The 24,645-nt window shown below is 59.7% G+C and carries 23 protein-coding genes; 10 read left to right on the forward strand and 13 right to left on the reverse strand.

All coding sequences use genetic code 11. The annotated features are described in order from the left end of the window. Both Q7L05_RS05805 and Q7L05_RS05810 read left to right on the forward strand, forming a co-directional pair. Positions 1-402, forward strand: a complete 402-nt coding sequence (locus tag Q7L05_RS05805; RefSeq protein ID WP_303903306.1) for a hypothetical protein — start codon at positions 1-3, stop codon at positions 400-402. Continuing rightward, positions 395-1,408 (forward strand): BtrH N-terminal domain-containing protein, encoded by a 1,014-nt coding sequence (locus tag Q7L05_RS05810; RefSeq protein ID WP_303903309.1) that lies wholly within the window; start codon positions 395-397, stop codon positions 1,406-1,408. The genes Q7L05_RS05805 and Q7L05_RS05810 overlap by 8 nt, the downstream gene beginning before the upstream one ends. Before the next feature lie 40 nt (positions 1,409-1,448). Here Q7L05_RS05810 and Q7L05_RS05815 read toward each other — a convergent pair whose 3' ends face one another. From Q7L05_RS05815 to Q7L05_RS05840, 6 genes are all read right to left on the reverse strand, one after another. Next, on the reverse strand, positions 1,449-2,333 hold the full coding sequence (locus tag Q7L05_RS05815; protein WP_303903313.1) for a hypothetical protein: 885 nt from the start codon (positions 2,331-2,333) through the stop codon (positions 1,449-1,451). Then, a complete protein-coding gene (locus Q7L05_RS05820) occupies positions 2,330-3,493 on the reverse strand; it encodes a beta-ketoacyl synthase N-terminal-like domain-containing protein (RefSeq protein ID WP_303903316.1) in 1,164 nt (387 codons plus the stop codon). The genes Q7L05_RS05815 and Q7L05_RS05820 overlap by 4 nt, the downstream gene beginning before the upstream one ends. 1 nt (position 3,494) lies before the next feature. After that, complete coding sequence (locus Q7L05_RS05825; RefSeq protein ID WP_303903319.1) at positions 3,495-3,761, reverse strand: phosphopantetheine-binding protein; 267 nt, start codon at positions 3,759-3,761, stop codon at positions 3,495-3,497. 6 nt (positions 3,762-3,767) lie between these two features. Continuing rightward, complete coding sequence (locus tag Q7L05_RS05830) at positions 3,768-4,964, reverse strand: ABC transporter permease (RefSeq protein WP_303903322.1); 1,197 nt, start codon at positions 4,962-4,964, stop codon at positions 3,768-3,770. Between the two features lies 1 nt (position 4,965). Continuing rightward, positions 4,966-5,868: an ABC transporter ATP-binding protein gene (locus Q7L05_RS05835; RefSeq protein ID WP_303903325.1), complete on the reverse strand. Its 903-nt coding sequence runs from the start codon at positions 5,866-5,868 to the stop codon at positions 4,966-4,968. Positions 5,869-6,017: 149 nt separating this feature from the next. Beyond that, a complete protein-coding gene (locus Q7L05_RS05840) occupies positions 6,018-6,896 on the reverse strand; it encodes an alpha/beta fold hydrolase (protein WP_303903328.1) in 879 nt (292 codons plus the stop codon). 157 nt (positions 6,897-7,053) lie between these two features. Between Q7L05_RS05840 and Q7L05_RS05845 the strand changes: the two genes are divergently transcribed. After that, on the forward strand, positions 7,054-7,614 hold the full coding sequence (locus Q7L05_RS05845; protein WP_303903331.1) for a hypothetical protein: 561 nt from the start codon (positions 7,054-7,056) through the stop codon (positions 7,612-7,614). Between the two features lie 199 nt (positions 7,615-7,813). Here Q7L05_RS05845 and Q7L05_RS05850 read toward each other — a convergent pair whose 3' ends face one another. Continuing rightward, positions 7,814-8,890 carry a class I SAM-dependent methyltransferase gene (locus Q7L05_RS05850; protein ID WP_303903334.1) on the reverse strand — a complete coding sequence of 359 codons (1,077 nt, stop codon included), beginning with the start codon at positions 8,888-8,890 and terminating at the stop codon, positions 7,814-7,816. 411 nt (positions 8,891-9,301) lie between these two features. Between Q7L05_RS05850 and Q7L05_RS05855 the strand changes: the two genes are divergently transcribed. Continuing rightward, complete coding sequence (locus tag Q7L05_RS05855) at positions 9,302-10,645, forward strand: alpha/beta fold hydrolase (protein WP_303903337.1); 1,344 nt, start codon at positions 9,302-9,304, stop codon at positions 10,643-10,645. A 36-nt stretch (positions 10,646-10,681) separates the two neighbouring features. Here Q7L05_RS05855 and Q7L05_RS05860 read toward each other — a convergent pair whose 3' ends face one another. From Q7L05_RS05860 to Q7L05_RS05870, 3 genes are all read right to left on the reverse strand, one after another. Then, entirely contained in the window at positions 10,682-11,122 is a 441-nt protein-coding gene (locus tag Q7L05_RS05860) for a hypothetical protein (protein ID WP_303903339.1), read from the reverse strand. Continuing rightward, complete coding sequence (locus tag Q7L05_RS05865) at positions 11,122-11,751, reverse strand: tetratricopeptide repeat protein (RefSeq protein WP_303903342.1); 630 nt, start codon at positions 11,749-11,751, stop codon at positions 11,122-11,124. The genes Q7L05_RS05860 and Q7L05_RS05865 overlap by 1 nt, the downstream gene beginning before the upstream one ends. A 367-nt stretch (positions 11,752-12,118) precedes the next feature. Next, positions 12,119-14,836 carry a signal peptidase II gene (locus Q7L05_RS05870; protein ID WP_303903345.1) on the reverse strand — a complete coding sequence of 906 codons (2,718 nt, stop codon included), beginning with the start codon at positions 14,834-14,836 and terminating at the stop codon, positions 12,119-12,121. 297 nt (positions 14,837-15,133) lie between these two features. On the opposite strand from Q7L05_RS05870, the gene Q7L05_RS05875 reads away from it, so the two are divergent. The 6 genes from Q7L05_RS05875 (at position 15,134) to lnt (ending at position 21,971) form a co-directional block, all read left to right on the forward strand. Continuing rightward, the gene (locus Q7L05_RS05875; RefSeq protein WP_303903347.1) at positions 15,134-16,327 is read left to right on the forward strand and encodes an ammonium transporter; all 1,194 of its coding nucleotides are present in this window, start codon (positions 15,134-15,136) and stop codon (positions 16,325-16,327) included. Between the two features lie 240 nt (positions 16,328-16,567). After that, entirely contained in the window at positions 16,568-17,914 is a 1,347-nt protein-coding gene (gene miaB / locus Q7L05_RS05880; RefSeq protein ID WP_303903350.1) for a tRNA (N6-isopentenyl adenosine(37)-C2)-methylthiotransferase MiaB, read from the forward strand. A gap of 70 nt (positions 17,915-17,984) precedes the next feature. Then, positions 17,985-18,968 carry a PhoH family protein gene (locus Q7L05_RS05885; protein WP_303903352.1) on the forward strand — a complete coding sequence of 328 codons (984 nt, stop codon included), beginning with the start codon at positions 17,985-17,987 and terminating at the stop codon, positions 18,966-18,968. Beyond that, positions 18,940-19,419, forward strand: coding sequence for an rRNA maturation RNase YbeY (gene ybeY, locus Q7L05_RS05890; RefSeq protein WP_303903355.1), 480 nt, complete (start codon positions 18,940-18,942; stop codon positions 19,417-19,419). Before Q7L05_RS05885 ends, ybeY begins: the two co-directional genes overlap by 29 nt. Positions 19,420-19,549: 130 nt before the next feature. Next, positions 19,550-20,455 (forward strand): HlyC/CorC family transporter, encoded by a 906-nt coding sequence (locus tag Q7L05_RS05895; RefSeq protein WP_303903358.1) that lies wholly within the window; start codon positions 19,550-19,552, stop codon positions 20,453-20,455. Beyond that, positions 20,433-21,971, forward strand: a complete 1,539-nt coding sequence (lnt, locus tag Q7L05_RS05900; protein ID WP_303903361.1) for an apolipoprotein N-acyltransferase — start codon at positions 20,433-20,435, stop codon at positions 21,969-21,971. Before Q7L05_RS05895 ends, lnt begins: the two co-directional genes overlap by 23 nt. A gap of 63 nt (positions 21,972-22,034) precedes the next feature. Here the strand turns inward: lnt and Q7L05_RS05905 are convergent, their stop codons facing one another. The 3 genes from Q7L05_RS05905 to Q7L05_RS05915 form a co-directional block, all read right to left on the reverse strand. Then, positions 22,035-22,565: a zinc ribbon-containing protein gene (locus tag Q7L05_RS05905; RefSeq protein ID WP_303903364.1), complete on the reverse strand. Its 531-nt coding sequence runs from the start codon at positions 22,563-22,565 to the stop codon at positions 22,035-22,037. Between the two features lie 160 nt (positions 22,566-22,725). Beyond that, entirely contained in the window at positions 22,726-23,538 is an 813-nt protein-coding gene (gene mazG, locus Q7L05_RS05910; RefSeq protein WP_303903367.1) for a nucleoside triphosphate pyrophosphohydrolase, read from the reverse strand. Positions 23,539-23,556: 18 nt separating this feature from the next. Further along, a complete protein-coding gene (locus Q7L05_RS05915) occupies positions 23,557-24,636 on the reverse strand; it encodes a thioredoxin family protein (protein WP_303903370.1) in 1,080 nt (359 codons plus the stop codon). Positions 24,637-24,645 lie beyond the last annotated feature (9 nt).

Raw genomic sequence — 24,645 nt, forward strand, 5'->3', positions numbered from 1 at the left:
ATGAAAAGACACGAAGTCCCCCAGGATGCCAATAGCGCCTTGCGGGGTGAGCGAAAGGCGGTTTATGCCCTCGACGAGGAGGGGCGCTATACCGTGGTGGCCTCCAGTGGCTGGCAAGTGGAGGAGACTGTCACCACGATGGCGGTAGAGCTCTATGCCGAACAGGCCGAGGAGGCCCGCCGCCGGGTATGGGAAGGTCTGGCCGCGCCTCTGGAGTACCACATGTTTCGCCGTCGACTGGACATCCCTACTCTGGCCCGGGAAGTGGGAATGATGCGCTGGCGCGTCAGCCGGCATTTGAAACCGAACAACTTCGCCGGATTGGGGAACAGGATGTTGGCGCGCTATGCCGAGGTGCTCGGTATAAGGATCGACGAGTTGAAAAAGGTGCCTGATGCCTGATACCACCGCGGCCGCGCAGCGCCCGGAGTTCCACCATAGCCACTCCGCTCACTGCGAAAGCGGGGTGATGTCGTCGCTACTGCGCCATTATGGACTGGACATCTCGGAGCCGATGGCCTTCGGTCTCGCATCGGCACTGGCATTTGCCTACGTCCCGATCATCAGGGTGGGTGGGTTTCCGCTCTTCGCCTACCGCATGCCCCCTGGTGCCATCATCAAGGGGCTGCGAAAGAGCCTTGGGGTGAAGATGCGTCTGCATCACTACCGGAATGAACAGGCCGGCATGAAAGCCCTTGACGATCACCTCGACAGCGGGCGCGTGGTCGGACTGCAGAGCTCTGTCTATTGGCTGCCCTACTTCCCCCCCGACATGCGCTTTCACTTCAATGCCCACAACCTGATTGTTTTCGGGCGCAACGAAGCCGGCGGTTATCGGATCAGCGACCCGGTCTTCGAGCACACCGTTACCTGCCCCGCTGCCGACCTGCAGAAGGCGCGATTCGTGAAAGGCGTCTTCGCTCCCAGAGGATTGCTTTACTACCCGGAACGGATGCCGACCACGATCGATTATGATCACGCAGTAGGCAAGGCAGTGAAAAAGACCGCCTTTCGTATGCTGAAGGCACCGCTTTCCTTCGTCGGTGTGCGAGGTATCCGCACCCTGGCCCGTCGTTTGGGAGGACTGCCTTCTTCCGGTACGGACCCGCGCTATGCACGGCTGCTGGTGGCGCAGATCATCCGCATGCAGGAAGAGATCGGTACCGGAGGGGGCGGGTTTCGTTTTATGTACGCCTCCTTCCTTCAGGAGGCATCCGACAGGATCGGGCAAAGCCACCTTTCCGAGGCGGCTGCCGCAATGACCGAAGCCGGGGACGCATGGCGGGACTTTGCGCTGGCCGGTGCCAGACTCTGCAGAGACAGGGGGAATAGCGATTACGCCGGCCTGGCACACAAACTCTTCACCTGTGCCGAGCGCGAAGAGAGCGCCTATCGCATGATGCTGTGAAAAGCGACCCGCCCAGCTCCTGCGGTACCGCCAGGCGCGCTTAGTGGGTCACCAGGCGTAGTGCGGTTAGAAAGCCGCGTGAGTCGCGATTGACGTGGAGTAACTCGGCGGCGGGTTTTTCCTGAATGAATCGGCTAATCCCCTGCGCGGCATTGCTTTCGTAGTAGCCGGCCGAGCTGATGTAATCGAAACGGCGTCCCGTTTCCAAGCGGGTTTCCAGCCGCTCCAGCATCGCCTCATCGACCCCGTTGCCACCCGCCAGCCAGGTCATTTTGTCCATCCTCCAGGCTGTCGCGGTTTCGCAGAACCGGGACTCGTCGGTAAAACGGGCGAGGCGTGTGATCTCGGCAACGAACTCTCCATCCGTGCCGAGGTGCAGCCAGTGACTACCTTCGCCGATCGGTGCGTCCTTACTCAGACGCAGGCGCCGGCGGTGATGATCGAGGGGCCGTGTGAGCTCGTCGACGCCACCCACCAGCGCCTCTCGTATCCGTCCCTCCATCAGCCCGAACCATGCCAGCTCCAGCGCTGCCTCGAAAGGGAACGTCTCCCGTGAAACGGTCATGTTCTCCCCCTCGAGGGCGAGACTCTGGCCAATGTAAAATCCGGCGGTGTTACTCGAGACGTTGATGAAGGTGAACGGCATCGGAGTCTGGTGCTTCGTCTGGATTTGGTGCATCAGTTCGACTGTGTCGGAGAGGCTGCATTGACCCGTGGCCGTATAGACCGGACATGCTGGCAGCGGCCGTTTGCTTGAGCCGTTTGCACACCGGTTGGCACCAATAAGCGCAAGATCGATGAAGCGATTGGTGCGTCGGAATACCTTGCCGCATGCCTCCCTGACCATGGGGCGAAGATCCGATGTCGTGTTTTCCGCCGTAAAGTGAACGCCCCCGGTACTGAGGATCTTCAGTGAGTCGATCATCGGCTCTTCTCTATGATCAGACTGGTGTTATTGCCGCCAAAACCGAAATAGTTACATAGTACAACGCCACGCCCCATGGTCAGCGGCGTTCTCATGGGTACGACGCCGAGTTTCGGATCGGGCCGGCTAAAACCTGCAGTGGGCGGCAGAAAACCTTCGTGCAGGCAGCCCGAAAGGGCCGCGGTTTCCAGAGCACCGCACGCACCGAGTGTGTGACCGATGCTACCCTTTATCGAAGTTAGCGGGGGGAGTTGTTCCGGGAATACCCGACGCGTTCCCACGGCCTCGGTTTCGTCATTCAACGCTGTTGCCGTCCCGTGTGCCTTTATGGCCGTGATGTTCTCGGGTAACAGGCCGGCCTCGGCAAGGGCTCCGCGGATTGAGCGTTCTATGCTCTCGGATTTCGAAGCGGTGAGATTACTCGTATCGGTGTGGCTGAATCCGGCGACAAACCGCAATGGGTTCGTTCCTGTGCAATCCGCGTCGCCTCCCAGGATGATAGCGCCGACACCCTCGCCGAGCACCAGGCCGCTGCGCTTCTCATCGAATGGGCGTACCCCATCCCGGCTCAGCAGCATCAGTGCCTCGAAGCCCTCCAGCGAGATGCGATTGAGCAGCTCGACACCGACAACCAAGGCTAGACGGACAAATCCGGCGCGGACCATACGCGCCGCGTGCAGCAGCGCATTGGCGCTGGAGGTGCAGGCAGTATTGTAGACGAACTCGCGTTCACGGCTGCCGATATGTTCGGCAATACGGGCCGCAAGGCCTCCGTAGCGGGATTCGACCGGCACGAAGTCCGCCTGGCCGCGGGCCAGCGCCTCAGTGTACCGCTGTTCCCAATAGCCGATATCCAGAGAGGATGTGCCGACGAATACGGCTGTCTCGGCGAGGGCTTCATCCTCGAGGCCCGCCTCGGCGACGGCATCGTCGATCGCGGCCACAACCGCAGGCGGCAGCAGCGACGCCGTGTGCCCGGGGGTGGTCGACCGGAAGTAGGATACCTTCCCCTTGCTGATGTCCGAGAGGGCGATGCTCGCTTGCGGAGACTCCGCCTCCCGGAGTCGGGCGGTGACAATCCCCTGGTCGCGGCCGAGTGCGCATACGGTCCCGGTACCGAGAAGGTAAACCGCATCCTGTTTGGGAAATGGTCGCTGCACGCTATTCGGGGCGCACGTAATCGGCAAAGGCGTCAATCGAGGTGAAGATGCGGCGTACCTCCTTATTGTCCGTTATCTTGACACCGAACTGCCGCTCCATGGCCACCGAGAGCTGAAGACCATCGAGGGAATCAAGCTCCAGGGGGCTTTCGGGGCCGAAAAGGGGAGCATCATCCGGTATTTCCTCGGGAGAGGCGTCCTTGTCGCATTCGGTGATGATGAACTGCTTAAGTTCCCGTTTGAATGTGGAGTCCGCTGAACCTTTCATCCTTCACTATCTGATCGTTCGGGTGAAAATCGCCGAAGCCAGGGCTAGGCTGACGCCGCCAAACAGCACGAGTCCGCCCGCTTCCGGCAGCACATCCTTCCAAGACCCGTGGCGTAAAAAGATGTCGAGAAAACCTTCCATGCCCCAGGACATGGGGGATATCACGGCCACCGCCTGCATTGCCGGTGGCATGATGAATTTCGGCACCATGATACCGCCAAGCGCAGCAAAGATGATATTGGAAATGCCGCCGAGTGTCGTTGCCTGTACCGTCGTGCGGGCGAAGACGGAAATCAATAGCGCGAAACCGATGGCAGCGATACTGGTTCCGCTGGAGATGATCAGCAGGCCGAAAACTGAATCGGCCATCTCCAGCCGGTCCCCGCCGAGTAGTGGAACCACATAAATCCCCACCAAAATCATCAGTACCATCTGCACCTGGTTGACCAGGTAATACGGTACTACCTTGGTGGTCAGCATGAGGTGAGGGGAGATATTGATTACCCGCAACCGCATCAGGGAGCCCTGTTGACGTTCAATGATATAGGCGGTGGATATGGGAATCACGACGAAGAACATCGAAAATACCAGCCACGCGGGCACGCTCTGCTGAACCGCGGTCGGTATCAGGGATGCGCTGTGTTCGCCGTAGATATATTGCTGTCGTATGGACGGCTTGATAAATGCGATGTCGGTATCCATCGAAGCCCCGATAGCCGAGACCATCCGCTCGGCGGTCATTCGGCTGACGATCCCGCCGACTGAAGCGGCAACAAGCTCTTTCAGTTGCGGCTGCACCGATGGCGCCAGGAGAATCTCGAGGGATACCTCTTCCTGACCCGGGGCACCATTGCGGAGTCGTGTCTCAGCCGATTCTGTCCAGCCTTCCGGAATGAGGATGGCGAATTTGTACTCATCCCGGGAGAGCTGTTTTCGGATCTCCGCTACGTCCCGCTCTACGGCAGTAAAGGCAAAGCCGTCGAGTTCCGACAGCCTTTCATGAAGTGCATTTGCCAGTTCACCTTGATCGTGGCTGGCGATCAGCGCCTGTACGGCTGTTCGTTGATCGCCGAGGGTGTCCTGCATCGCCATCGACATAATCAGGATGAAAACCGCCGGCATCACGAACAGCACCAGTAGCCCGTGCCGGTCCTTGCCGAGGAGCAGTAGCTCTTTCTTCAATAGCGCAGCCAGAGGGGGCATATCAGTCCCGGAGCGTCCGATGAGTGAGTTCCAGGAAAAGCGATTCCAGATTGCGGTTGCCGTAATCGATATACTCCACGCCTATCCTGGCCTCTGTTAGTTGTTTCAGGAGCGTTGATATCTCTTCAGCAGTTGCTTCCGCCAGCCGGATGCGGCGATCTCCGGCCGTTAGCGCCAAGGTGGAGGCGAGCAGCTCCGGCAACGGCCGCGACAGGCCGATCTCCAGGCGGTTGCTGCTGTTGTGAAGAAGCGAATCCAGAGAGTCGTTCACCAGAATCCGTCCTTCATCGATGATCGCCACATCCGTACAGATCTGCTGTACCTCTTCCATGTAGTGGGAGGTATAGATCACCGTGACTCCTTCCCGGTTGAGCCACTGGATGGTTTCCAGGATGAAACTGCGAGACTGGGGATCGATGCCGATTGTTGGTTCGTCCAGACAGAGAATGCGGGGATTTCCAAGCAGTCCGATGGCCAGATTGAGGCGCCGTTTAAGGCCGCCGGAATACAGCCCACTGCGACGATCGAGCCAGGTTTCGAGGCCCGCAGTTTCCACGCAGAAGGCGATCCGGCGACGACGCTCGCTCCTGGAGAGGCCCAGGGCACTGGCGAAAAAATCGAGGTTTTCCCGCGCGCTGAGTGTAGGGTAAAAGGCGAGGCTCTGTGGAACCAGTCCCATGAAAGCCCGAATGCGCCGGAGCTCCCGTCGCAGATCGAGTTTTTTCACGGACAGGGTGCCGCTGTCCATCGGTATGAGACCGAAAAGAATGGATAGCAGGGTCGTCTTCCCGGCTCCATTCGGGCCCAGAAGCCCAAATACGGCACCCTCGGGGATCGTGAGCGATATACCGCGAAGGACTGGCTGACCACCGTATGCCTTTTCGATGTCGTTCAGTTCGATCACGAGGTCAACACCGGGATAGAAAAAACGCGATTATACGGGCATGAATCGATTTCCGCATTCCCGCAAACGCTGGCGGGCAGCATGGACGCCAGTTCACCTCGGTATGTGCCGGAAAGCGGCGCAGGTAGTCAAAGGTCGGGGCGGTAGAGCTATTGCTCAGACGGAGCACCGGTTGATCCCAAATCGCACAATTCCGAAAAGATGGAGTCGGTTCTGTCGACGGGCAGGGAAAAGTGACCTTCGTCCTCCAGCTGATGGAGTTTTGCGCCCGGGATCATTCCTGCGTAATAGGCTGCGCTGGCCGGCGGGACAATGCTGTCCTGGTTTCCGTGCCAGATGCTTACGGGCACCCCGATGTCTGCCGGAGAAAATGGCCAGGGGTGGCCGTAGAGATAAAAATCCTGCAGTGCTCCTCCACGTATCCCTTGAACCATCCCTTCGTTATAGGAAGCGAACAGACACTCCTTTATTTCTGGCCGTGCCATCACGGCCTGATCGGCGGCAGCCAGAGGCATTTGTTCCAGAATCGCCTCGGGCCCGCGCCCCAAAAGCCGCGCTGGCAGCGTGCGCAAGGCATATCGCAAGGAGGGCAGATTGGACCTGATGAAAGGGGCAAACCAGCTGCGGGAGCGGGGCCGTCGCAATGGACCGAGCCCGCTGGCCAGGGCCACCGCCGCCACGCGCGGTCCGTTTCGCCACGCCGCGGCCAGGGCAAATGGCGCACCACCCGAGACCCCGAATAGCCGGTAACGGCCGATTCCGTAGTGGTCGGCCAGTTCGTTGAGGTCATCACCCCAATCGCCCAATGTGCGATGATGTTGCGGGTCCGATTGGCCGTAGCCGGGTCTATCGGCGGCTATCAGGCGTATGCCGGCGCGATACGCCGCGCCTGCGTTCAACGCGGCTTCCAGTCGGGATCCCGGAAAGCCGTGACAGTAGAACACGGGCGTGCCCGCCTCCGTTCCGAATTGTGTAACCGCGAGTCGGCGCCCGTCGTGCAGCATCACGGATTCAAAAGCCTCAGTCACCCGAATTTACCCTTTCAGGAACAATTTAACAGCCCCCGGAGGAGCCGGTGCAGATAGGTGGCGGCCCTGCCGGAAAAGCCTATAGAGAATCTGTTTATACCGCGTCAAGTGTCGGTGTATAATCGGCAGTTCTAACAAATACTAAGGAGAACAAAGGATGGTATCGAAGCTTTTCAAAGGAGCGGCACTTGGCGTTTTGACGGTGGCGTTCCTCGCCGGATGCGGGGCCAGCAATCCGACTCAGCCTAACAAGCAGCCGCTAAGCAAAGAAGCATTGGCCAAAGCCGTTGTGATTAATAGTACCACCCCGTATCGCAAGGGCGTGTCCGTGCCGGCGGCAGTGCAACGGGAGTGTACCCTGCAGACTCAGCTACCCGACTTTATCGAGTCTTATGCCGAAAAGGCCGGTGTTGCGGTGGCGAGCGTAAACAGCGCATCCTCCAAAAAGGGACGAGTCCTTGACATGGAGATCATCCATATCGTGGGTAGCGGCGGTGGCGCCTGGTCCGGAGCGAAAAGCGTCTCGGTGGAAGGCAAGCTCTATACTGACGGCAAGCTGACCGGTACTTTCACCGCGACCCGTCACTCCGGCGGCGGATTGTTCGGTGGCTACAAAGGCACCTGTTCGATTCTTGGCCGTTGCGTCAAGGCGCTGGGCCAGGATATCTCACGGTGGCTGGAAAGCCCGTACATGGATGCACGGCTCGGCGACGCTTAACAGCGGTCATTTATGTCAAAGAGGGGGTTTCTGCGGAGCCCCCTCTTTGCGCCGCTCTCCACTAGTGTCCTGTCGTCCGTCCAATGCCGCCCCTCAGAGCCCCCGAGCGAGGCGATAAGCGGGACGGCCGCTATTCTCGGACAGGCTCCTAGAAGCCCGGTCCGATTCTCTCGGAATTTCTTCATGCCTGGCGGAGAGTTCACTCACCGTGACTTTCGCATTTGATGAGACTCTGGCAAATACCAAGCTCGTCTACGACTTCACTGATGACCAGCCCGGCTTCGTTGATACACCATTCCATATCCGCAAAGCTGTACATTTTGCTGCAGCCGTTGGCCATGACCGTGAAGTAGGGTGACGTATTGATAATGCAGTAGGCCGAGGCCTCGAAGCGCTGTCGGTCCCAGAGCGGCTCCATAATCATGATCCTGCCCCGTCTGCTGAGCGCCGCCTTAGCCTTTTCAAGGATCCTGACCACGTCTTTCTTGCTGAAACAGTCCAGGAACTGACTCATCCAAATCAGATCCCACTCGCCACTCAACGGTTCTTCATCAAGGATGTTACCGGCGACAGTAGCGATCCTGTCCTGAAGTCCCTTCTCGAGAATATTTCGCTCCACCAGGGTGATTTGCTCGGGGAGATCAAACAGGGAAATGGCAATGTCATCACTGCTCTCTGCCAGCGATATGGAAAAATTGCCGGTATTCCCACCGATTTCCAGGAAATTTCCAGGCTTTTCGGACAGCACCCTGCTCTGGCCCTCCTTTAGCGCTGAATCGGAGTAGTAGTGATCGAAGCGGAACCAGCTATCACGGACTTTCTCGGGAAGGCTGGACAGACCAGGGTAAATGACCGGCCAATCGCCGAATTCCTTCAAGCCGATCGGCCTCTCTTCCGCGATGCAATCTTCCAGGTGAAAAAGTGCCCTGTAATTGACGTAATGGTTGTAATCCATATTGATATTCGTCATCTCGTCCTTGAGAAGGAACCAACCCGTCTTTGTCAGAAACCACAGGCTGTCTTCCCGGTGAACGATATCGGCGCTCATACCGGTTTCCAGGAGCACTTCCAGTCCATATTCCGAAACGCCCGTTTCGCGTTTGAGCCCGGCGATATCGAGTCCGTCACGATGCTCATGCAATACCCGGAGGATCTCAAGGTCGCGCAGGACACGAGCAGCCTGGAAAATTATGGGAGCAAAGGCGATGCGTTGAGCCTTGTATTGGGCATCCAATGCACTCGGTTGTTCTTTTTCCTCGTGAAATAAATCTTTCATTCCGCTCGTATATTCATGGTAGGGGAAATGGATCGGGCGACCGTTTACAGGGCGATTATACGAGGGCGGGTCGGGTTCCGCACATTTCGCTACAGAAACGGAAGAATTTCGTCTATTACCTCCCGGATACATAAAGGGTAACCGCATACTTCAAAGCGAGCGGTGTAAGTCCTTGATAGCAGGTCGTCGGCAGCAGGGATGCTGCCGTCGAGCGTACACGGATGTATTCACAGCGTACCTGCTATCAAGGACTTATATCGCTTGCCGGCATCAAAAATGTGAGTATGCGTTTACCCTGCAGATACATAGAGGGCGCCAAGGCACTCTCCGTATACTCTTCTATAGTTATATCTTTCCGGGTCGTGAAATGAGACATACTGAACAGCAGTTGGTGTTTATTCAGGGGGAGTCGTGAGAGGCGTTTTACCGGCCATCGTCATTCTGTTCTCCATGATTCCCGTGGCCGCAATCGGCACCTCGATTGATTCAAACTGTATCGATGAGCCGATTTTTGAAGGCGAGGTGTGCGTCTACGAAGCCAACACCGGTGCCGAGCAGGCTGTGGTGCTGGTCCACGGCATCGGCGGCAGCGCCGTCTTCGACTGGGAATACCTGATCCCGATTCTCGCCGAACGTTACCATGTGGTTGCCCTGGACCTGCCCGGTTTCGGCGACTCCAGCAAGGCCAGCCGACGCTATACCCCAACGCGCTATGCACACCTTCTGCGATTCGTCACCGAGCGCTACATCAAGACCCCTTTCAGCTTGGTGGGTCATTCGCTGGGTGGGGCCGTCGCACTGCGGTACGCAGCCCTGTATCCAGATGGCCTGGACCGAATGGTGCTCGCCAATGCCGCTGGGATCCTCCATGGTTTGGCACTCAGCAAGCATCTGGCCGGTGGCTGGACGGAAAGAATGGGCTTTCCGGAAGCGGCCGGTTGGGTTGAGCGTCTGACCGGAAAGATCTTGGAGGAGGTGGAGCGTTTGCCGATGTCGCCGGATGACTGGATGAACAGCGGGCCGCACCGGGGAGAGGAGCTGAATGGCGACGCGAGTCGGGTAGCCGCCATGGAGTTGGCACAAGAGGATTTCAGTGCGCCCATTGGAATGATCGAGATCCCGACTCTGGTGATCTGGGGAGATAGCGACCGGATCGCGCCGCTGCGTACCGGCATCGTGCTCTCGCGCCGCATGCAGAATGCCCGATTGGTGCAAATGGAGAATACCGGTCACGCCTCGATGCGGGAGGCTCCGCGACGCTTCAATCGCCTGGTATCGGACTTTTTGGAAAAGCCTCTGACCAAGAAGGGGCGCGAGCCTGAACCGATCACCTCGGTCGACTCCGAGCGGGTTGGCCGCTGCGAGAATCGGTCCGGGATGACATTCGAAGGGCATTATCGTCGTATCGAACTGCGCCACTGCAAAGGGGTCACCATCAAAGCGTCCACAGTGGGCCGCATTTCGCTGTTCGAATCGCGGGTCGATATCATCGATAGCCAGGTGCTCTCCTCATCCACCGCACTGACCGCTGAAGGCTCCTATGTACGGGCGACTGCCACAACTTTTAGGGGTGAAACGGCGATTGCCGCATCCCGAAGTCGTTTCGACCTTGCCGGCGTATCTCTGATAGGAAAGCGTGCCGCAGTAGAGGCCAAACGCTCGTCGAAGTTTATTTTCTCGGTCTGTGACATTTCGAGTGGCACAAATAAGGGTCACCTGCACGGCTTTCGCAACCTTAAGGCAGAGTCTCTTTAGGCACGGCAATTGCCCGGGCTCACTGCCGAAGGCATCCTAACGCTTGCGGCGGGATTGGTACTTCACCACCCACTGGCTGATCTCGGAGTAGGGGAGCTGCTCGAAATCGTGCCAGCGTTCCAGACTCTCACTGACCAGGGCGCCGATGTCGTCCACGTGTTCGGCATCTTCGCCTTGCGCCACCGAACTCAGGCCGAGCAGGCCGCCGCACTCCACCTTCATCTCCTTGCCGTGGGGCAGCGGTCCATCGAGCTGTTTCAGGCGCAGGGCGAAGAGGGCGTTTTCCCGCAGTCGCGCAATCAGACCGCCACAGCGCTGATGCCCGCCCGGTGACTGGCAGGCGATTGCTTCACGTTCAGCGATTAAGACCTTTTCGGAGTGAGAGCAGGCGGCGCAGCCCCGCAGGACCGCCTTGGCGAACACGCAGGGAAGTTCGTTGACTTCGGCACAGGTCTTTTTGAACTCGAGTTCGTCCATCAGTGGATCGCTTGCATGCGCTCCATCATGTTTTTTTTGTAGGCTTCTATCTCGCTCTGGTCGAGCCGTGCGGTAAGCATCTGCAACTCTCTCTGCGCCGGTTCGCTGCCATTCATCACCGCCAGGGTGAGCCACTGGAAAGCCGCTTCGGCGTTTTCAGCGACAAGGCTCCCCTCGGAAAGCAGTTTACCGAGTACGTACAGGGCCTTGGGATGGCCCTGGTTGGCGGCTTGCTCATAGAGACCGAGCGCCTCGGTAGCCGCGGGAGTGCCCGGGTGGGCGCCTTCGATGAGCAGTTCGGCCAGCGAGCACTGGGCATCCGAATCCCCCCTCCTGGCTCCTTTTTGGAAGTAGTCGCGGGCCTTCTTGGCGCTGCTGGCCACGCCGTGGCCATTGGCGTACATCCAGCCGAGCAGAGTCATTGCCTCGCCGATGTCCTGGCTGGCCGCCCTGGAGAGCCACTCCACCGCCTTTCCGGGGTTCGGCTTGACACCGCGGCCGTTGGCGTAGAGCACGCCGAGTGTGAACTGGGCCTGTGGATCGCCCTTTTCAGCCCGGGCTTCGATGTCCGGGAGCTGGTCCTTCTTGAAACCTTCGAGAATAGCCTGCAGGCGTTGACTGGTACTCATGCCGTTCGTATATCCGATTCAAAGCCTCAAGTATATCAGACGTGGCCAATTTGTTTCGAGGTTTCCCGGAAGAGCAGGGCAACCGCCTACTTTGAAGCGAGCGGTGTAAGTCCTTGATAGCAGGTCGTCGGCAGCACGCCGCCAGGGATGGCGGTGTTCGACAATGCAGGAGCACACTTGTCGAGGGATGCTGCCCTCGAGCGTACACGGATGAAAGATGATTGCTCCTGCATAATCTTCACTTCCTACATCCCTGTAGGTCGTATTCACAGCGTACCGGCTATCAAGGACTTGGTTCGCTGCCGGCATCAAAATGCGAGTATGCGTTTACCCTGCCCGGAAGAGCAGTCCGGGCGCGAGTCGGTTGTCATCGAGGGGCCACCTGCAACCGGCTATCCCGGGAAACGGTGGCACGAGACAATTGGGTGGATAGCTGCTGCAGGATGCGCCCGTCGCAGACCACTTCATAGAAGCGACGGCTCTCTGCAAAAGGCGCATCGAAGGGCTGGTGCTCCGGATCGTAGATCTGAACCGGTGCCTCGCGGATGACCAACGTATGGCTGTTCCCTTCCCGGTCCGGGAAACGCGCGGTGTGAAGTTGGCTCCCGGGATACTCGAGGATCCGGTTCTCGATCGGGCGAAGTTTCAGTTCCCGGGTCAGTTTCTTGAAAGCCGATGGTTCCAGGATGATTCCATTGAGGTTGTAGACCAGGTCCGTGCCCTCCTTCTGGCCGACCTTCAGCGCGTTCAGGGAGGGTTCGTAGACAGCTGCATGGGTGGTGGATAGCACCGTGTCGCCGTACCACTCGCGTAGCGCCCAGGCGCAGGCGGAAAGGCGGTCGGCACGATTGATCGCGGGTGATATGGTGATGCGGGTATCGCCATCGAACAGATATCGCGGAGGTGTGGCATTGAACGCAATGCCAATGCCCAGCTCCAGTTGTGGCAAGTCATGCCCCGCCAGCAGCTTGTTCTGGTGTTCGAGGATATGCAGCATTTCTACGGCCATGGCGCAGGCGCGGCTCACGGCCAGGTGCTCGCCGTGCGGTGTGTCCCACTCATTGAAGACCAGGATCACCGCATCACCCTCGATGAACACCTTTTCCGCTCCATAGCGTTGGATCACCCTGTTGACCGGATCAAAGAAGTTGCGGCTGAAGTGGGTGGCGGGATTGAGGTTCTTCCGGGTCAGTTCCTCGGTGATTCGGGTAGAACCGCGCAGATCGGCTTTTAAAATGGCATGCCGGACGATCTCTGCATGCTGATCCTTCACCTCCGAAGGCGCCAGGAATTCGTGCAGGCTTCGGTTCGAACGTGAGGTAAGGATGTCCTTTTCGTCGGCGAGCAAATGCACCTGGGCCGCAGCCTGCTGAATGTCATAAAACAGTTTCAGGTCCCGACGGTAGGCGGAGAAGTCACGCATGAAGCGCAGCAAAACGTCCGTGACGTCACCTCGCACCTTGCGCTTGATCCGCAGATACGAACGGGCCAACTGTTGGAGCGGGGGAAGCCCCGGAGTGGTCTTCAAGCGTTGTCTGATGGCAGAAATCCCGCCCGGGTGATCCAGCGTCCTGTGCAAAGTGGTGGGATTCGCCTGACCGCCATCGGCCAGTCTGGCCGCTTCGTAGGCGGCGAGGATGGTGGTCAACAGTTGGTTCTGCTCGAGTGCATTGCGCAACAGCGCCAGATTCAGGCGCTGGTGCCGGATTTGGCCGCGCAGACTGCGCGCGCGCTGCTTCTTTCCGGCCTGTCGTGCCTTGTGTACCTGATCCAGTGTCCAGCGCACGTCCAGAAGTGCCGAGATGTTCAGTGGCTGCATTAGGACGGACGGTCGGTTGAGTGCATGATGGTAATTTCTGCAGGAAGCAATCGGTTCCTCCTCCTTCGGTTCGCCTCCGGCATCGACCTTGGGTTCAAGCGCAAGCAATGCCGAATTGTTGGGTTCGAACACCGGGCCGAGCACGCTATCGATTCGGGTAAAGCTGTGTGGCTCACTGTCGAGGTGCGCTAACAGGAGGTAGTGCCGCACCATCACTTCTTCGTCGTTCGGCGATGCGGCCTGCAGCAGTGGTGCGTTAAAGGCCTCGACCAACAGCAACCGGGAACTGCCGAACAGGGATAGACGAAGTTCAGCCAACTTCTCCGCTTCGATGCGGGTCAGTGCACCGAACAGGCAATGGCAGACCTGGTAATAGAGATGTTGGTACCGGCGTGCGCTCGCGATAGCTCCGTCCGACGATAACGTGATCGAGCCGGGCCGGCTGAGCTGTGACAGGGAGCGGTCGATTGCCGCATGGATCTGTCCCTGAATCAACTTGATGATCGCCGTGTAAAGCAGGCTCAGTTCCATCGGCTGCCTGGTCTTGGCGATCCGGACCAGAGCCGCCTGGATCATGGGTATGTAGGTCTCGGCCAGACTTCGTAATTGGTTGCGGGTGAGCAGATTCAGGTCGCGTTGGGATTCCTTGCGATATCGCGATACCAGATCAGCAGTCAATGCCTGCACTGTGCGGGTGAACAGCGGACTCAGAAGCACATCGATATGAACATTGTCGATGCCACGGGGAAAGCCGCCGAGATCGATGCACTGATCGTGGCCGCGTTTGAGCCTGACGACCGAAACCCGGGGGGTGATTTGGCGCTGGAAAAGCCCGTAGACAAGCAGCGACAAACCGAAAAAGATGGCAATATCGCTGATGCCAAACACTACGGTGACGGCGCTTATATCGACCTGAAACAGGCGAAGTATCCGACCCAGGAAGAGCTGATCGATGACTTGGGCGAAGATGCCTCCGGTCGCCAGTTGCACGCCGACACCGGTCAGGGGCGCGGCGTTCAGAAAGCCTCGACCGAGACGGAACAGCAGCAGGAAGATCACCAGCAGACCGCCGAACAGCGGCCAACCTTCGGCACTCTGTCCGGTCCGTAGATAGTCTCCAAAGGACCCGGGCAGGCGTGAGGTCGTGATATGGAGTCCGGTGTCGCCCGCCAGCTGCCGAACCGTCTCGCCCCAGGGTCCGACGACCAGGCCTTTGCTGGCGATTTCCAGCAAAATGACGAGAAGGGGGACCCAGGCGAAACGCATCGATCGGCCTAACAATAGTTATAAAGCATTACATTCTACCGGTGGCACGGTTCGGGAGGAAATCGATATGAACCCGGTGAGCGGTGAGCTACGTTAGCCGTGCGCCACGGCTGTTTCGAAGTTAGTAATAAACTACGCCCCCGATGGCACCCAAATGGAGCATCGGGGTGATTCCGGGCACCAATACAGTGCGTCTTATGGTTGCGGTGCGACTTTAAGCCGTTGTTTTATTGTCAGGCATCGGGATGGTGCGCTTCTTGCACTTCCTTGCATCATTCGCGAGCAAGAGGTCCCACAATGGAGCACGCAACCGCTGCCAACGACACCCTTTTCGTTCTTCTCGGCGCCATTATGGTTTTGGCCATGCACGCCGGCTTCGCCTTCCTCGAAGTGGGGACTGTGCGCTTCAAGAATCAGGTCAACGCGCTGGTGAAGATCCTCTCCGACTTCGGGGTTTCCACGATCGCTTACTTCTTTTTCGGTTACGGCGTCGCCTATAACGTGACCTTCTTCGAAGGGGCGGAATCGCTGACGGATGCCAATGGCTATCCATTGGTGAAGTTCTTCTTCCTGCTCACCTTCGCCGCAGCGATTCCCGCTATCGTCTCCGGCGGTATCGCCGAGCGGGCCAAATTCCTGCCGCAGTTGACGGCTACCTTTGCGTTGGTTGCGCTGATCTATCCGCTATTCGAGGGCATCGCCTGGAACGGTAATTTTGGAATCCAGGCGTGGTTGGCCGAGACCTTCGGCGCTGAGTTCCATGACTTTGCGGGTTCCGTGGTGGTGCATGCCGTCGGCGGCTGGGTTGCACTGGCGGCGGTAGTGCTGCTGGGGCATCGGAGGGGGCGGTACGGAAAAAATGGCGAGGTCTATGCCCATCCGCCTTCTTCCATACCCTTTTTGGCATTGGGGGCCTGGATCCTCACGGTTGGTTGGTTCGGCTTCAATGTCATGTCGGCTCAGTCCCTGGAGGGCATTAGCGGCCTGGTGGCAGTCAATTCGCTGATGGCGATGGTGGGCGGTACGTTGGCGGCCCTCGCCGCGGGCCGCAACGACCCGGGTTTCGTACACAACGGTCCTCTCGCCGGTCTGGTGGCCGTGTGTGCCGGCTCCGATCTGATGCACCCGCTCGGGGCGCTGGTGACCGGTGGCGTGGCGGGCGTACTGTTCGTCATCACCTTTACCCTCACGCAGAATCGCTGGCGTATCGACGACGTACTCGGCGTTTGGCCTCTCCACGGCCTCTGCGGCGCCTGGGGCGGTATCGCCGCCGGTATCTTCGGCACTGCTGCGGCCGGGGGTCTGGGCGGGGTCGCATTGGGCTCCCAGTTGGTCGGTACACTTATCGGCGTGGCAGTGGCACTGTTCGGTGGTCTGCTGGTTTACGGCATCCTCAAGAAGAGCGTCGGTATCCGTCTGTCGGAAGAGCAGGAGTTCGAGGGTGCCGACCTGGCCATCCACAAAATCGCCGCATCGCCCAGCTTCGATTGACTGGCAGCCGGCCCGAAGGGAGCCCCGCTAATGGGCCAATCCCGCTTGGAAAGGGCGCGCCATTCCCTGCGTAGCGCGGCCGTCCCTGTGCAGCCCGCCTGGCCTTGGCCCATCAGCGGGACTCCGAAGGCGCCATTCCCCGTGTTCCCGGCCGTTTGCAGCTTTCCCCTATGACGCACTTGGTTTTTTTCTCCCGCGGCCATAAACTATCGGGTTCCTTTTTGGTCGAACGCCTTATCCATGACCCGCAAGCTCTATATTAAGACCTTCGGTTGCCAGATGAACGAGTACGACTCGGCGAAAATCGCCGATGTGCTCGGTATCCAATGCGGCCTGGAGCCGGTGGATGCCCCTGAAGAAGCGGACGTGCTGCTGCTCAATACCTGCTCGGTGCGCGAGAAGGCGCAGGAGAAGGTGTTTTCCGCTCTGGGTAAGTGGAAACCGCTCAAGCAGGCGCGGCCCGATGTAGTGATCGGCGTCGGCGGCTGCGTGGCGAGTCAGGAGGGCGAGGCAATCCGCACCCGCGCGCCGTTTGTGGACCTGGTGTTCGGTCCCCAGACCCTGCATCGCCTCCCGGAGATGCTGGGTCGGGTCTGGGAGCAGCGCCAGGCAGTGGTGGACGTCTCCTTCCCGGAGATCGAGAAGTTCGACCGGATGCCGGAGCCGCGCGCCGAGGGCACGACGGCATTCGTCTCGATTATGGAGGGCTGCTCGAAATACTGCACCTTCTGCGTGGTCCCCTATACCCGTGGCGAGGAGGTCAGCCGCCCCTTCGATGATGTCATCGCCGAAGTCGCATCCCTGGCGCAGCAGGGCGTCCGGGAGGTCAATCTGCTGGGTCAGAACGTCAATGCCTATCGCGGGCCGATGCATGACGGTGAGGTGGCCGACCTCGCCCTGCTGATCCACTATGTGGCGGCTATCGACGGGATCGACCGCATCCGTTTCACCACTTCGCATCCGGTGGAGTTCACGGACGGCCTGATCCAGGCCTACGCCGAGGTGCCTCAGCTGGTCAGTTTCCTGCATCTGCCGGTGCAGTCCGGTTCCGACCGTATTCTGGCGCAGATGAAGCGCGGGCATGCCGCGCTGGAATACAAGGCAAAAATCCGTAAGCTGCGCGAGGCGCGGCCGGATATCACCATTTCATCCGATTTCATCGTCGGTTTCCCCGGTGAGACGGATGATGATTTCGAGGCCACCATGCGCCTGATTGAGGAGGTTGGGTTCGATCACTCCTTCAGCTTTGTCTACAGCCCACGACCCGGGACGCCAGCGGCGGAATTACCGGATGATGTGCCGCTCGAGTTGAAGAAGGCGCGTCTGGCCCGCCTGCAGGCGGCGATCACGGCGCAGGCGCGGGCAATCAGCCGTGGTATGGTGGGCTCGGAACAGCGGATCCTGGTGGAGGGGCCATCCCGCAAAGACCCGAATCAGCTCTCCGGGCGTACTGAAAACAATCGGGTGGTGAATTTCCACGGTGATGGTTCGTTGATCGGGCAGTTTGTCGATGTACGCATCACCGAGGCGCTACCCAACTCCCTGCGTGGTAAAGCGAGTGGGTCGGCCGTTGCCGGCTCGACATGATCGCAGCTACCTTCTACTACCTTTATTTGAGAGACATATTCGCTTCGTGCAAGCCAAGGTTTCCACTTCTTTGAAGGACACTCCCGAAAGCCTGGACATCACCCTGGAACCCGCCTCCAATGAGCGGCTCGCCAATCTCTGTGGGCAATTCGATGAACACCTGAAGCAGATCGAGCGGAGGCTGGGTGTCGAGGTGAACAACCGCGGCAACATCTTCCGGGTAATCGGCGAGGGGGAATCGGTCGGTGCGGCCGGTGAGGTCATCAAGGGGCTGTACCGTACTACGGGTGAAGAGACCCTGACGCCTCAGCGGGTCCACCTGTTTCTTCAGGAGTCCGGTATCGAGGAGATGCTGGAGCAGCAGGACGATGTCGAGGAAGTCGTCATCCGCACCAAGCGGGGCGTGATCAAGGGGCGCGGACCCAACCAGAAGAAATACCTCAAGAATATCCTTACTCACGATATCAATTTCGGGGTAGGCCCGGCGGGCACCGGCAAGACCTATCTCGCGGTGGCCTGTGCGGTGGAGGCCCTCGAGCGGGATCAGGTTCGCCGTCTGATCCTCACCCGCCCGGCCGTGGAAGCCGGCGAACGGCTCGGGTTTCTGCCGGGTGACCTGGCCCAGAAGGTCGACCCCTACCTGCGGCCACTCTATGATGCGCTTTATGAGATGCTCGGTTTCGAACGGGTGGCCAAACTCATCGAACGTAATGTGATTGAGGTGGCGCCGCTGGCCTATATGCGCGGGCGTACCCTCAACGACTCCTTCATCATTCTCGATGAGGCGCAGAACACCACCGAGGAGCAGATGAAGATGTTCCTCACCCGGATCGGCTTCGGCTCGACCGCGGTCATCACCGGCGATGTCACTCAAACCGATCTGCCGCGCGGTGCCTCGTCGGGCCTGCGCCATGCGATCGAGGTCCTCAAGGACGTCAAGGGCATCAGTTTTGCGTTTTTCCTGGCCAAGGACGTGGTCCGACATCCGCTGGTACAGCGCATCGTCGGCGCCTATGAGCGTTTTGATGAGCAGGAAGGAACCGGTGGCCGTTGAGCTGGATTGGCAGGTCGCCGTGACGGCGACCGGGTTACCGGCCGACAATAGTGTCATTCAATGGGTGGAGGCCGCTCTCGGCGAAAGCACGGAGAGCGCTACACAGCTGACCGTGCGGGTAGTCGATGAGGCGGAGAGTACCGCCCTGAATGGGCGCTATCGGGGCAAACACAAGCCGACCAATGTGCTCTCCTTTCCGTTTGAGGCCCCTCCGGGTGTCGAGTTTCCACTGCTGGGTGACCTCGTAATCTGTGCGCCGATCGTTGAGCGGGAGGCGATGGAGCAGGGCAAGGGGCAGGAGGCGCACTGGGCCCATATGGTGGTCCACGGCTGTCTGCACCTGCTCGGGTATGATCATGTCGACCCGGCCGAGGCCGAAACAATGGAAGCGCTGGAGAGGCGAATACTGGCCAGCCTGGGCTATCGCGACCCTTATGCGGAGCCTGCCTGATCATGGGTGTACGATCGGTTTCCACTCTCCGGATAATAACTAACCAGGTACGGCTCCTGAGCGAGATACAAGATACAAGCACCGCCGGTGGGCTTGTATCTTGTCTTTCGCAGGGTGACCAACGATACACATGAACGACGATCGACCTAGTAGCGCCGCCGGTGACGAGCGGCCGCAAAAAAGCTGGCTGGAGCGGCTTGGACAGGTACTCCAGCCCGAACCCAAAGATCGCGAAGAGCTCCTGCGAACTCTCAAGGAGGCGCAGCAGCGGGACCTGATCGACGCCGATGCCTACGCCATGATCCAGGGCGTGCTGGAGGTGTCCGAAATGCAGGTTCGCGACATCATGATTCCCCGTTCCCATATGAACGTGGTGGAGCGGGATGCCACTCTCCAGGAAATCCTGCCGATTATCATCAAGTGTGCCCATTCGCGCTTCCCGGTCATTGGGGATAACCGCGATGAGGTGGTGGGGATCCTGCTTGCCAAGGACCTGCTCCCCTTCGTTGCCAACGGAGGAGGCGGTTTCAATATCCGCGAGGTCCTGCGCCCGGCGCTTTTCGTGCCCGAGAGCAAGCGCCTCAATGTGCTTCTCAAGGAGTTTCGCTCCAGCCGTAATCACCTCGCCGTGGTGGTGGACGAATACGGGGGCGTGGCCGGTCTGGTCACCATCGAAGACGTTCTGGAGCAAATCGTCGGCGAGATCGAGGATGAGCACGACGTCGAGGAGGAGGATACCGATATCCTTCAGGTGGCGGACGGGCGCCACATGGTCCGTGCCTTGACCGCCATCGATGATTTCAATGAATTCTTCCGGACCAATTTCAGCGATGAGGAGTTCGATACCATCGGCGGGCTGGTCCTGAAGGGGTTCGGGCATATGCCCAAACGCGGTGAACAGTTGGAAATGGGCCAATACCGCTTCACCGTGCTTCGGGCGGATAGTCGCCGCATCTACCTGCTGGAGGTCGCTCCGCTACCACAGGGTCGCAAAACCGGCACTGGAGATTCGGGTGAACCTCTCTCGGCGACTTGACCTCTCCAGGATCGGGATTCCCGGCCTTGCGGCGTTGTTGGCGGGGGCTCTGCTGCCGCTGGCATTCGCCCCTGTCGATATCTTGCCGCTCGCGGTCCTCTCCCCCGCCGTCCTGTTCTGGCTCTGGCGTGATGCCGTACCGGCTCGTGCCGCCGGCCTTGGGTTTCTGTTCGGGTTGGGACAGTTCGGTATCGGAGTCAGTTGGGTGTTCGTTGCCGTTAACGAGTTCGGCGGCACGGGGGCCGTACCCGCCGTACTACTCACCGGGCTCTTCGTTACCGCTCTCGCCCTTTATCCAGCGCTGGTGGGATACCTGGGTCGGCGTCTGGCGCCGCGGATTGGGCCTGCGGGGGCTCTGCTGCTCCTTTGGCCCGCGTTGTGGACCTGGGGGGAGTGGCTGCGGGGATGGCTCTTTTCCGGCTTCCCCTGGCTGAGTCTGGGATACAGTCAGATCGATGGCCCCCTGGCCGGGTGGGGACCCATCGCCGGCGTCTATGGCATGAGCTGGGTGGTGGCCTTCACCGCCGGGCTGATGGCGTGGCTGGTTTCTAGCCCGGTCCGACAAGTGAATGGGGCGCGCGTTGCCGTGCCGATCCTCGTTGCAGCAATGTTCTGGGGTGGCGCCTGGTGGGCCGACCGGATCGAGTGGACGTCTCCCAAAGGGGAGCCCCTCACGGTGTCGCTGGTGCAGGGCAATCTGCCCCAGGAGACCAAATGGGACCCCGGAGCGATTCGGGAGCGCCTGGATACCTACGCCGGACTAACCCGTGAGCGGCTGGGGCAAAGCGACCTGGTGGTGTGGCCGGAAAACGCCGTGACGGTCTTCTATCACCAGGTTGAAGAGGAGTTTTTCGATCCTCTGGAGCGTGATGCCGCCGAGGCCGGCACCGATATTATCCTGGGCTTGCCGGTCCTGGCGGAAGATGGACAGCACTATTTTACGAGTATGATGAGCCTCGGCTCGCATCGGGATTTCTATTTCAAGCAGCACTTGGTGCCGTTCGGAGAATACGTGCCCTTCGAGTCGCTACTGCGCGGCCTGATCCGCCTTTTCGATGTGCCGATGTCGAGCTTTATCCCCGGTCCGGAGGGACAGCGACCCTTGCTGGTCGCCGGTCATCGGGCTGCGGTTTCGGTTTGCTATGAGGATGCCTTTGGCAGCCAATTCGCCCGAACGCTCCAGAATGCCACCCTGTTGGTGAACGGCAGCAACAACGCCTGGTACGGTGATTCGTTGGCCCCCCACCAGCACCTTCAGATCTCCCGCATGCGTGCCCTGGAGACGGGGCGTCCCATGCTCCGGGCCACCACGAACGGGATTTCGGCGCTGGTCGATGCGCGTGGCCGGTTGCTGGCCACTTCAACGCAATTCGAACGGTATGTCGTCACCCATCGCGTTCAACCCATGACGGGCCAAACCCCGTATGGTCGGTGGCGCAACCTTCCGATTCTGATTTGGCTGTTTGCTGCAACTGCCACTGCCCTCGCGCTGCACCGCAAGCTCTTTAATCGGTAGGAGGCCGCGCCTTCGCGACGAAATGTGGTACGGACAGAGCCGCCGGGGCGGCGCTCTACCGAACTACTGCTCCGCATTGGTCAGGCGGCGGAAGGTGGTGCCATGGCACTTGGGGCAGGGCGGGATGTGTCCGGGGCCATGGAAGTGCAGTTCCTCACCGCAGCTCTTGCACTGCAGGGTCCCCATGGCAGTGACCTCTCCGGTGTGCCACTCGCCGAGGGCGGCGGCCCGCTCGGAGAACTGCTCCAGCTCCACCCGGGTGTGATCGACGGCATCGGCGAAGAGGTCGGCCAGGCTGCGTTCGATCAGGTTCCAGTCGAATTTCAGCCAATTGCCCAGTTCGCGTCCGCTCTCGGAGAGGAAGGTGGCGGCGTCCTCCAGGTCTTTGCGCAGGTATTCGCCCACCCTGCGGGACTCTTCCCGGCTCAGTTCGCCAAGCTCCGTAGCGCGTTCCTGTGCCTCATCGATGGCCCGTTTTACGGTAGGGCCGGTATCGTGTTCGATTTCATCCAGACGATGACGAACCCGTTCAAGCATGCGGTGATAGCCTTCGGCCAGGCGCTCGCCGAGTCCGTGATTCTCTTTTTCGCTCATGTCGTCTCTACGCCTTCTGTTGTGTAAGGCCGCGCCGGCCAGATAGTGAACTGCTCCGCCTACCCGGCCGTGGGTGTATCCTTCACATCCCATGTCACCTGTGCTTTGCGGGTGATGCGGTCGTTCGTTCAGTTTGACGGATGTGACCGCATCTGCCAACTCACTGGCCCGCGATTTTCTTTTCGCCGCGTTTTATCCGTTCCCACACCGCATCCATCTCCTTCAGAGTGACCTCTGCGAGTGATTGGCCCTCCTGCGCCAGCGTGGCCTCCATGGCGCGGAAGCGACGCTCGAATTTGCTGTTCGCTCCACGCAGGGCCGTTTCCGGATCGGTTCCGGCAAGGCGCGCGAGGTTTACACAGGCGAACAGCAGGTCTCCCACCTCGTCCTGCAGGGCGCTGCTATTGCGGTGTTCCAGTTCGTCGACGACCTCTTCCGTCTCTTCCCTCACCTTCTCCAGGGCCCCATGGGCATCGGGCCAGTCGAAGCCGATCCGGGCAGTACGCTTTTGCAGTTTTTCGGCACGGGTGAGCGCGGGTAGGGCGACTGCCACGCCATCAAGGACGCTTTGAGCCCGGCTTCCGGCCTTGGCGGCCCGCTCCCGGGCCTTTTGCACCTCCCACGCGATGGTCTGGGCTTCGGCATCCTCCACCTCTTCATCGCCAAACACGTGGGGGTGGCGCCGCACCATCTTCTCCACCACCGTTTCCACCACATCGGGGAACGCGAAGTGGCCTGCTTCTTCGGCGATGCGGGCGTGGAAGACGACCTGAAACAGCAGGTCACCGAGCTCCTCGCGCAACTCGGAGAGGGCGTTGCGCTCGATGGCATCGGCAACTTCGTAGGCCTCTTCGAGGGTGTAAGGGGCAATGGTGGCGAAGGTCTGCTCCCGATCCCAGGGGCACCCCCCATCGGGGGCCCGCAGGCGCGCCATTACCTCCAGCAGGGTTTCCATTCGGTCGTAATGTTTCATGGCTGAAATTGCTTACCTTTACCGGTTGCGGCGGCTCCACTCCTGCAGTGCTACACCCTCCTGGTGGGCGTCGCTGAGGATGTATTGCAGCACGCCCTGGATGCGATAAAAATGGGCCACCGAATCCAGCCGCAGGATCTCTTCGCCGTCGCGGTCGAAGAACAGCAGCGTCGGCGCATAGAACAGCTGGAGCTTTTCCGACCATTCGCGCGCGGTCAGCCTCTCCCCGTCGGGGGTTACAACCGGCGTCTCGTCCCATAGCCCCAACTGCACCGTATCGAATTGATCGAGGAGATCGCTGATCGCCCGGCGCTGCATGGGACCGGAATGCAGGACGTCGCAGGCGTGGCAGTCGGCCTGCTCGAAAAATACTATTAGCGGACGTTCGCCCGGGAAACGGGTCCGGTCCAGATGGAACGGAGGCGACGCGAAAGATTCGGACTGATTGAGCTCCCCCTCACGCGGGGCCAGATTCGGATCGGCGCGCTTGAGGTAACTGCGAAAGCTTTCGGTTTGGTAATGGTCGCCCGCCACGTACTCCAGTGCAGCGCGAAAGCGGTAGGCGCTATGGTAACCGGTGAGCTTGTGAGCCTGCCGACCCGCGAAATCGTAAAAAATCAGCGTGGGTGTCAGGTTGGCGTTCTCCCGTTCGGCGAAGGCCTTTTCGCCAAGCTCGTTGCCTTCCAGATCGGTGACGATACGGTCGCCGTGGATATTCACCTCGACCACATCGAAATGAAATTGTGTGTAGCGCCGGATGTCCGGCTGCTTCAGATCTTCCATCAGTGCCCGGCAGTAGGGGCAGTATTTCTGTCCGAAATAGACGATAAGTCCCTTGCGCCCCGAGCGCTCCGCGTCGGCAAGGTCGTCCGCCAGATCGAGGAAGGTGAGCTGGAACCAGTCCGGTGTCTTCACCTCCTCCGTGAGCGGCGCATCATTAAACTCTGATGCCTCCTCGGCCTCTTCCGCGAGAGCCTTCTCCCAGGCATCCCACTCTGCATCCGGCTCCTGTGCCGCTATCGGACCGGACACCAGCAGTAGTAATGTGAGCACGCCCTGGTTTAGGAATTTCCCGAACATATCGGGATAATAAACCATCCGTGAACC

The sequence above is a fragment of the Thiohalomonas denitrificans genome (assembly GCF_016841685.1).
Classification (GTDB): domain Bacteria; phylum Pseudomonadota; class Gammaproteobacteria; order Thiohalomonadales; family Thiohalomonadaceae; genus Thiohalomonas; species Thiohalomonas denitrificans_A.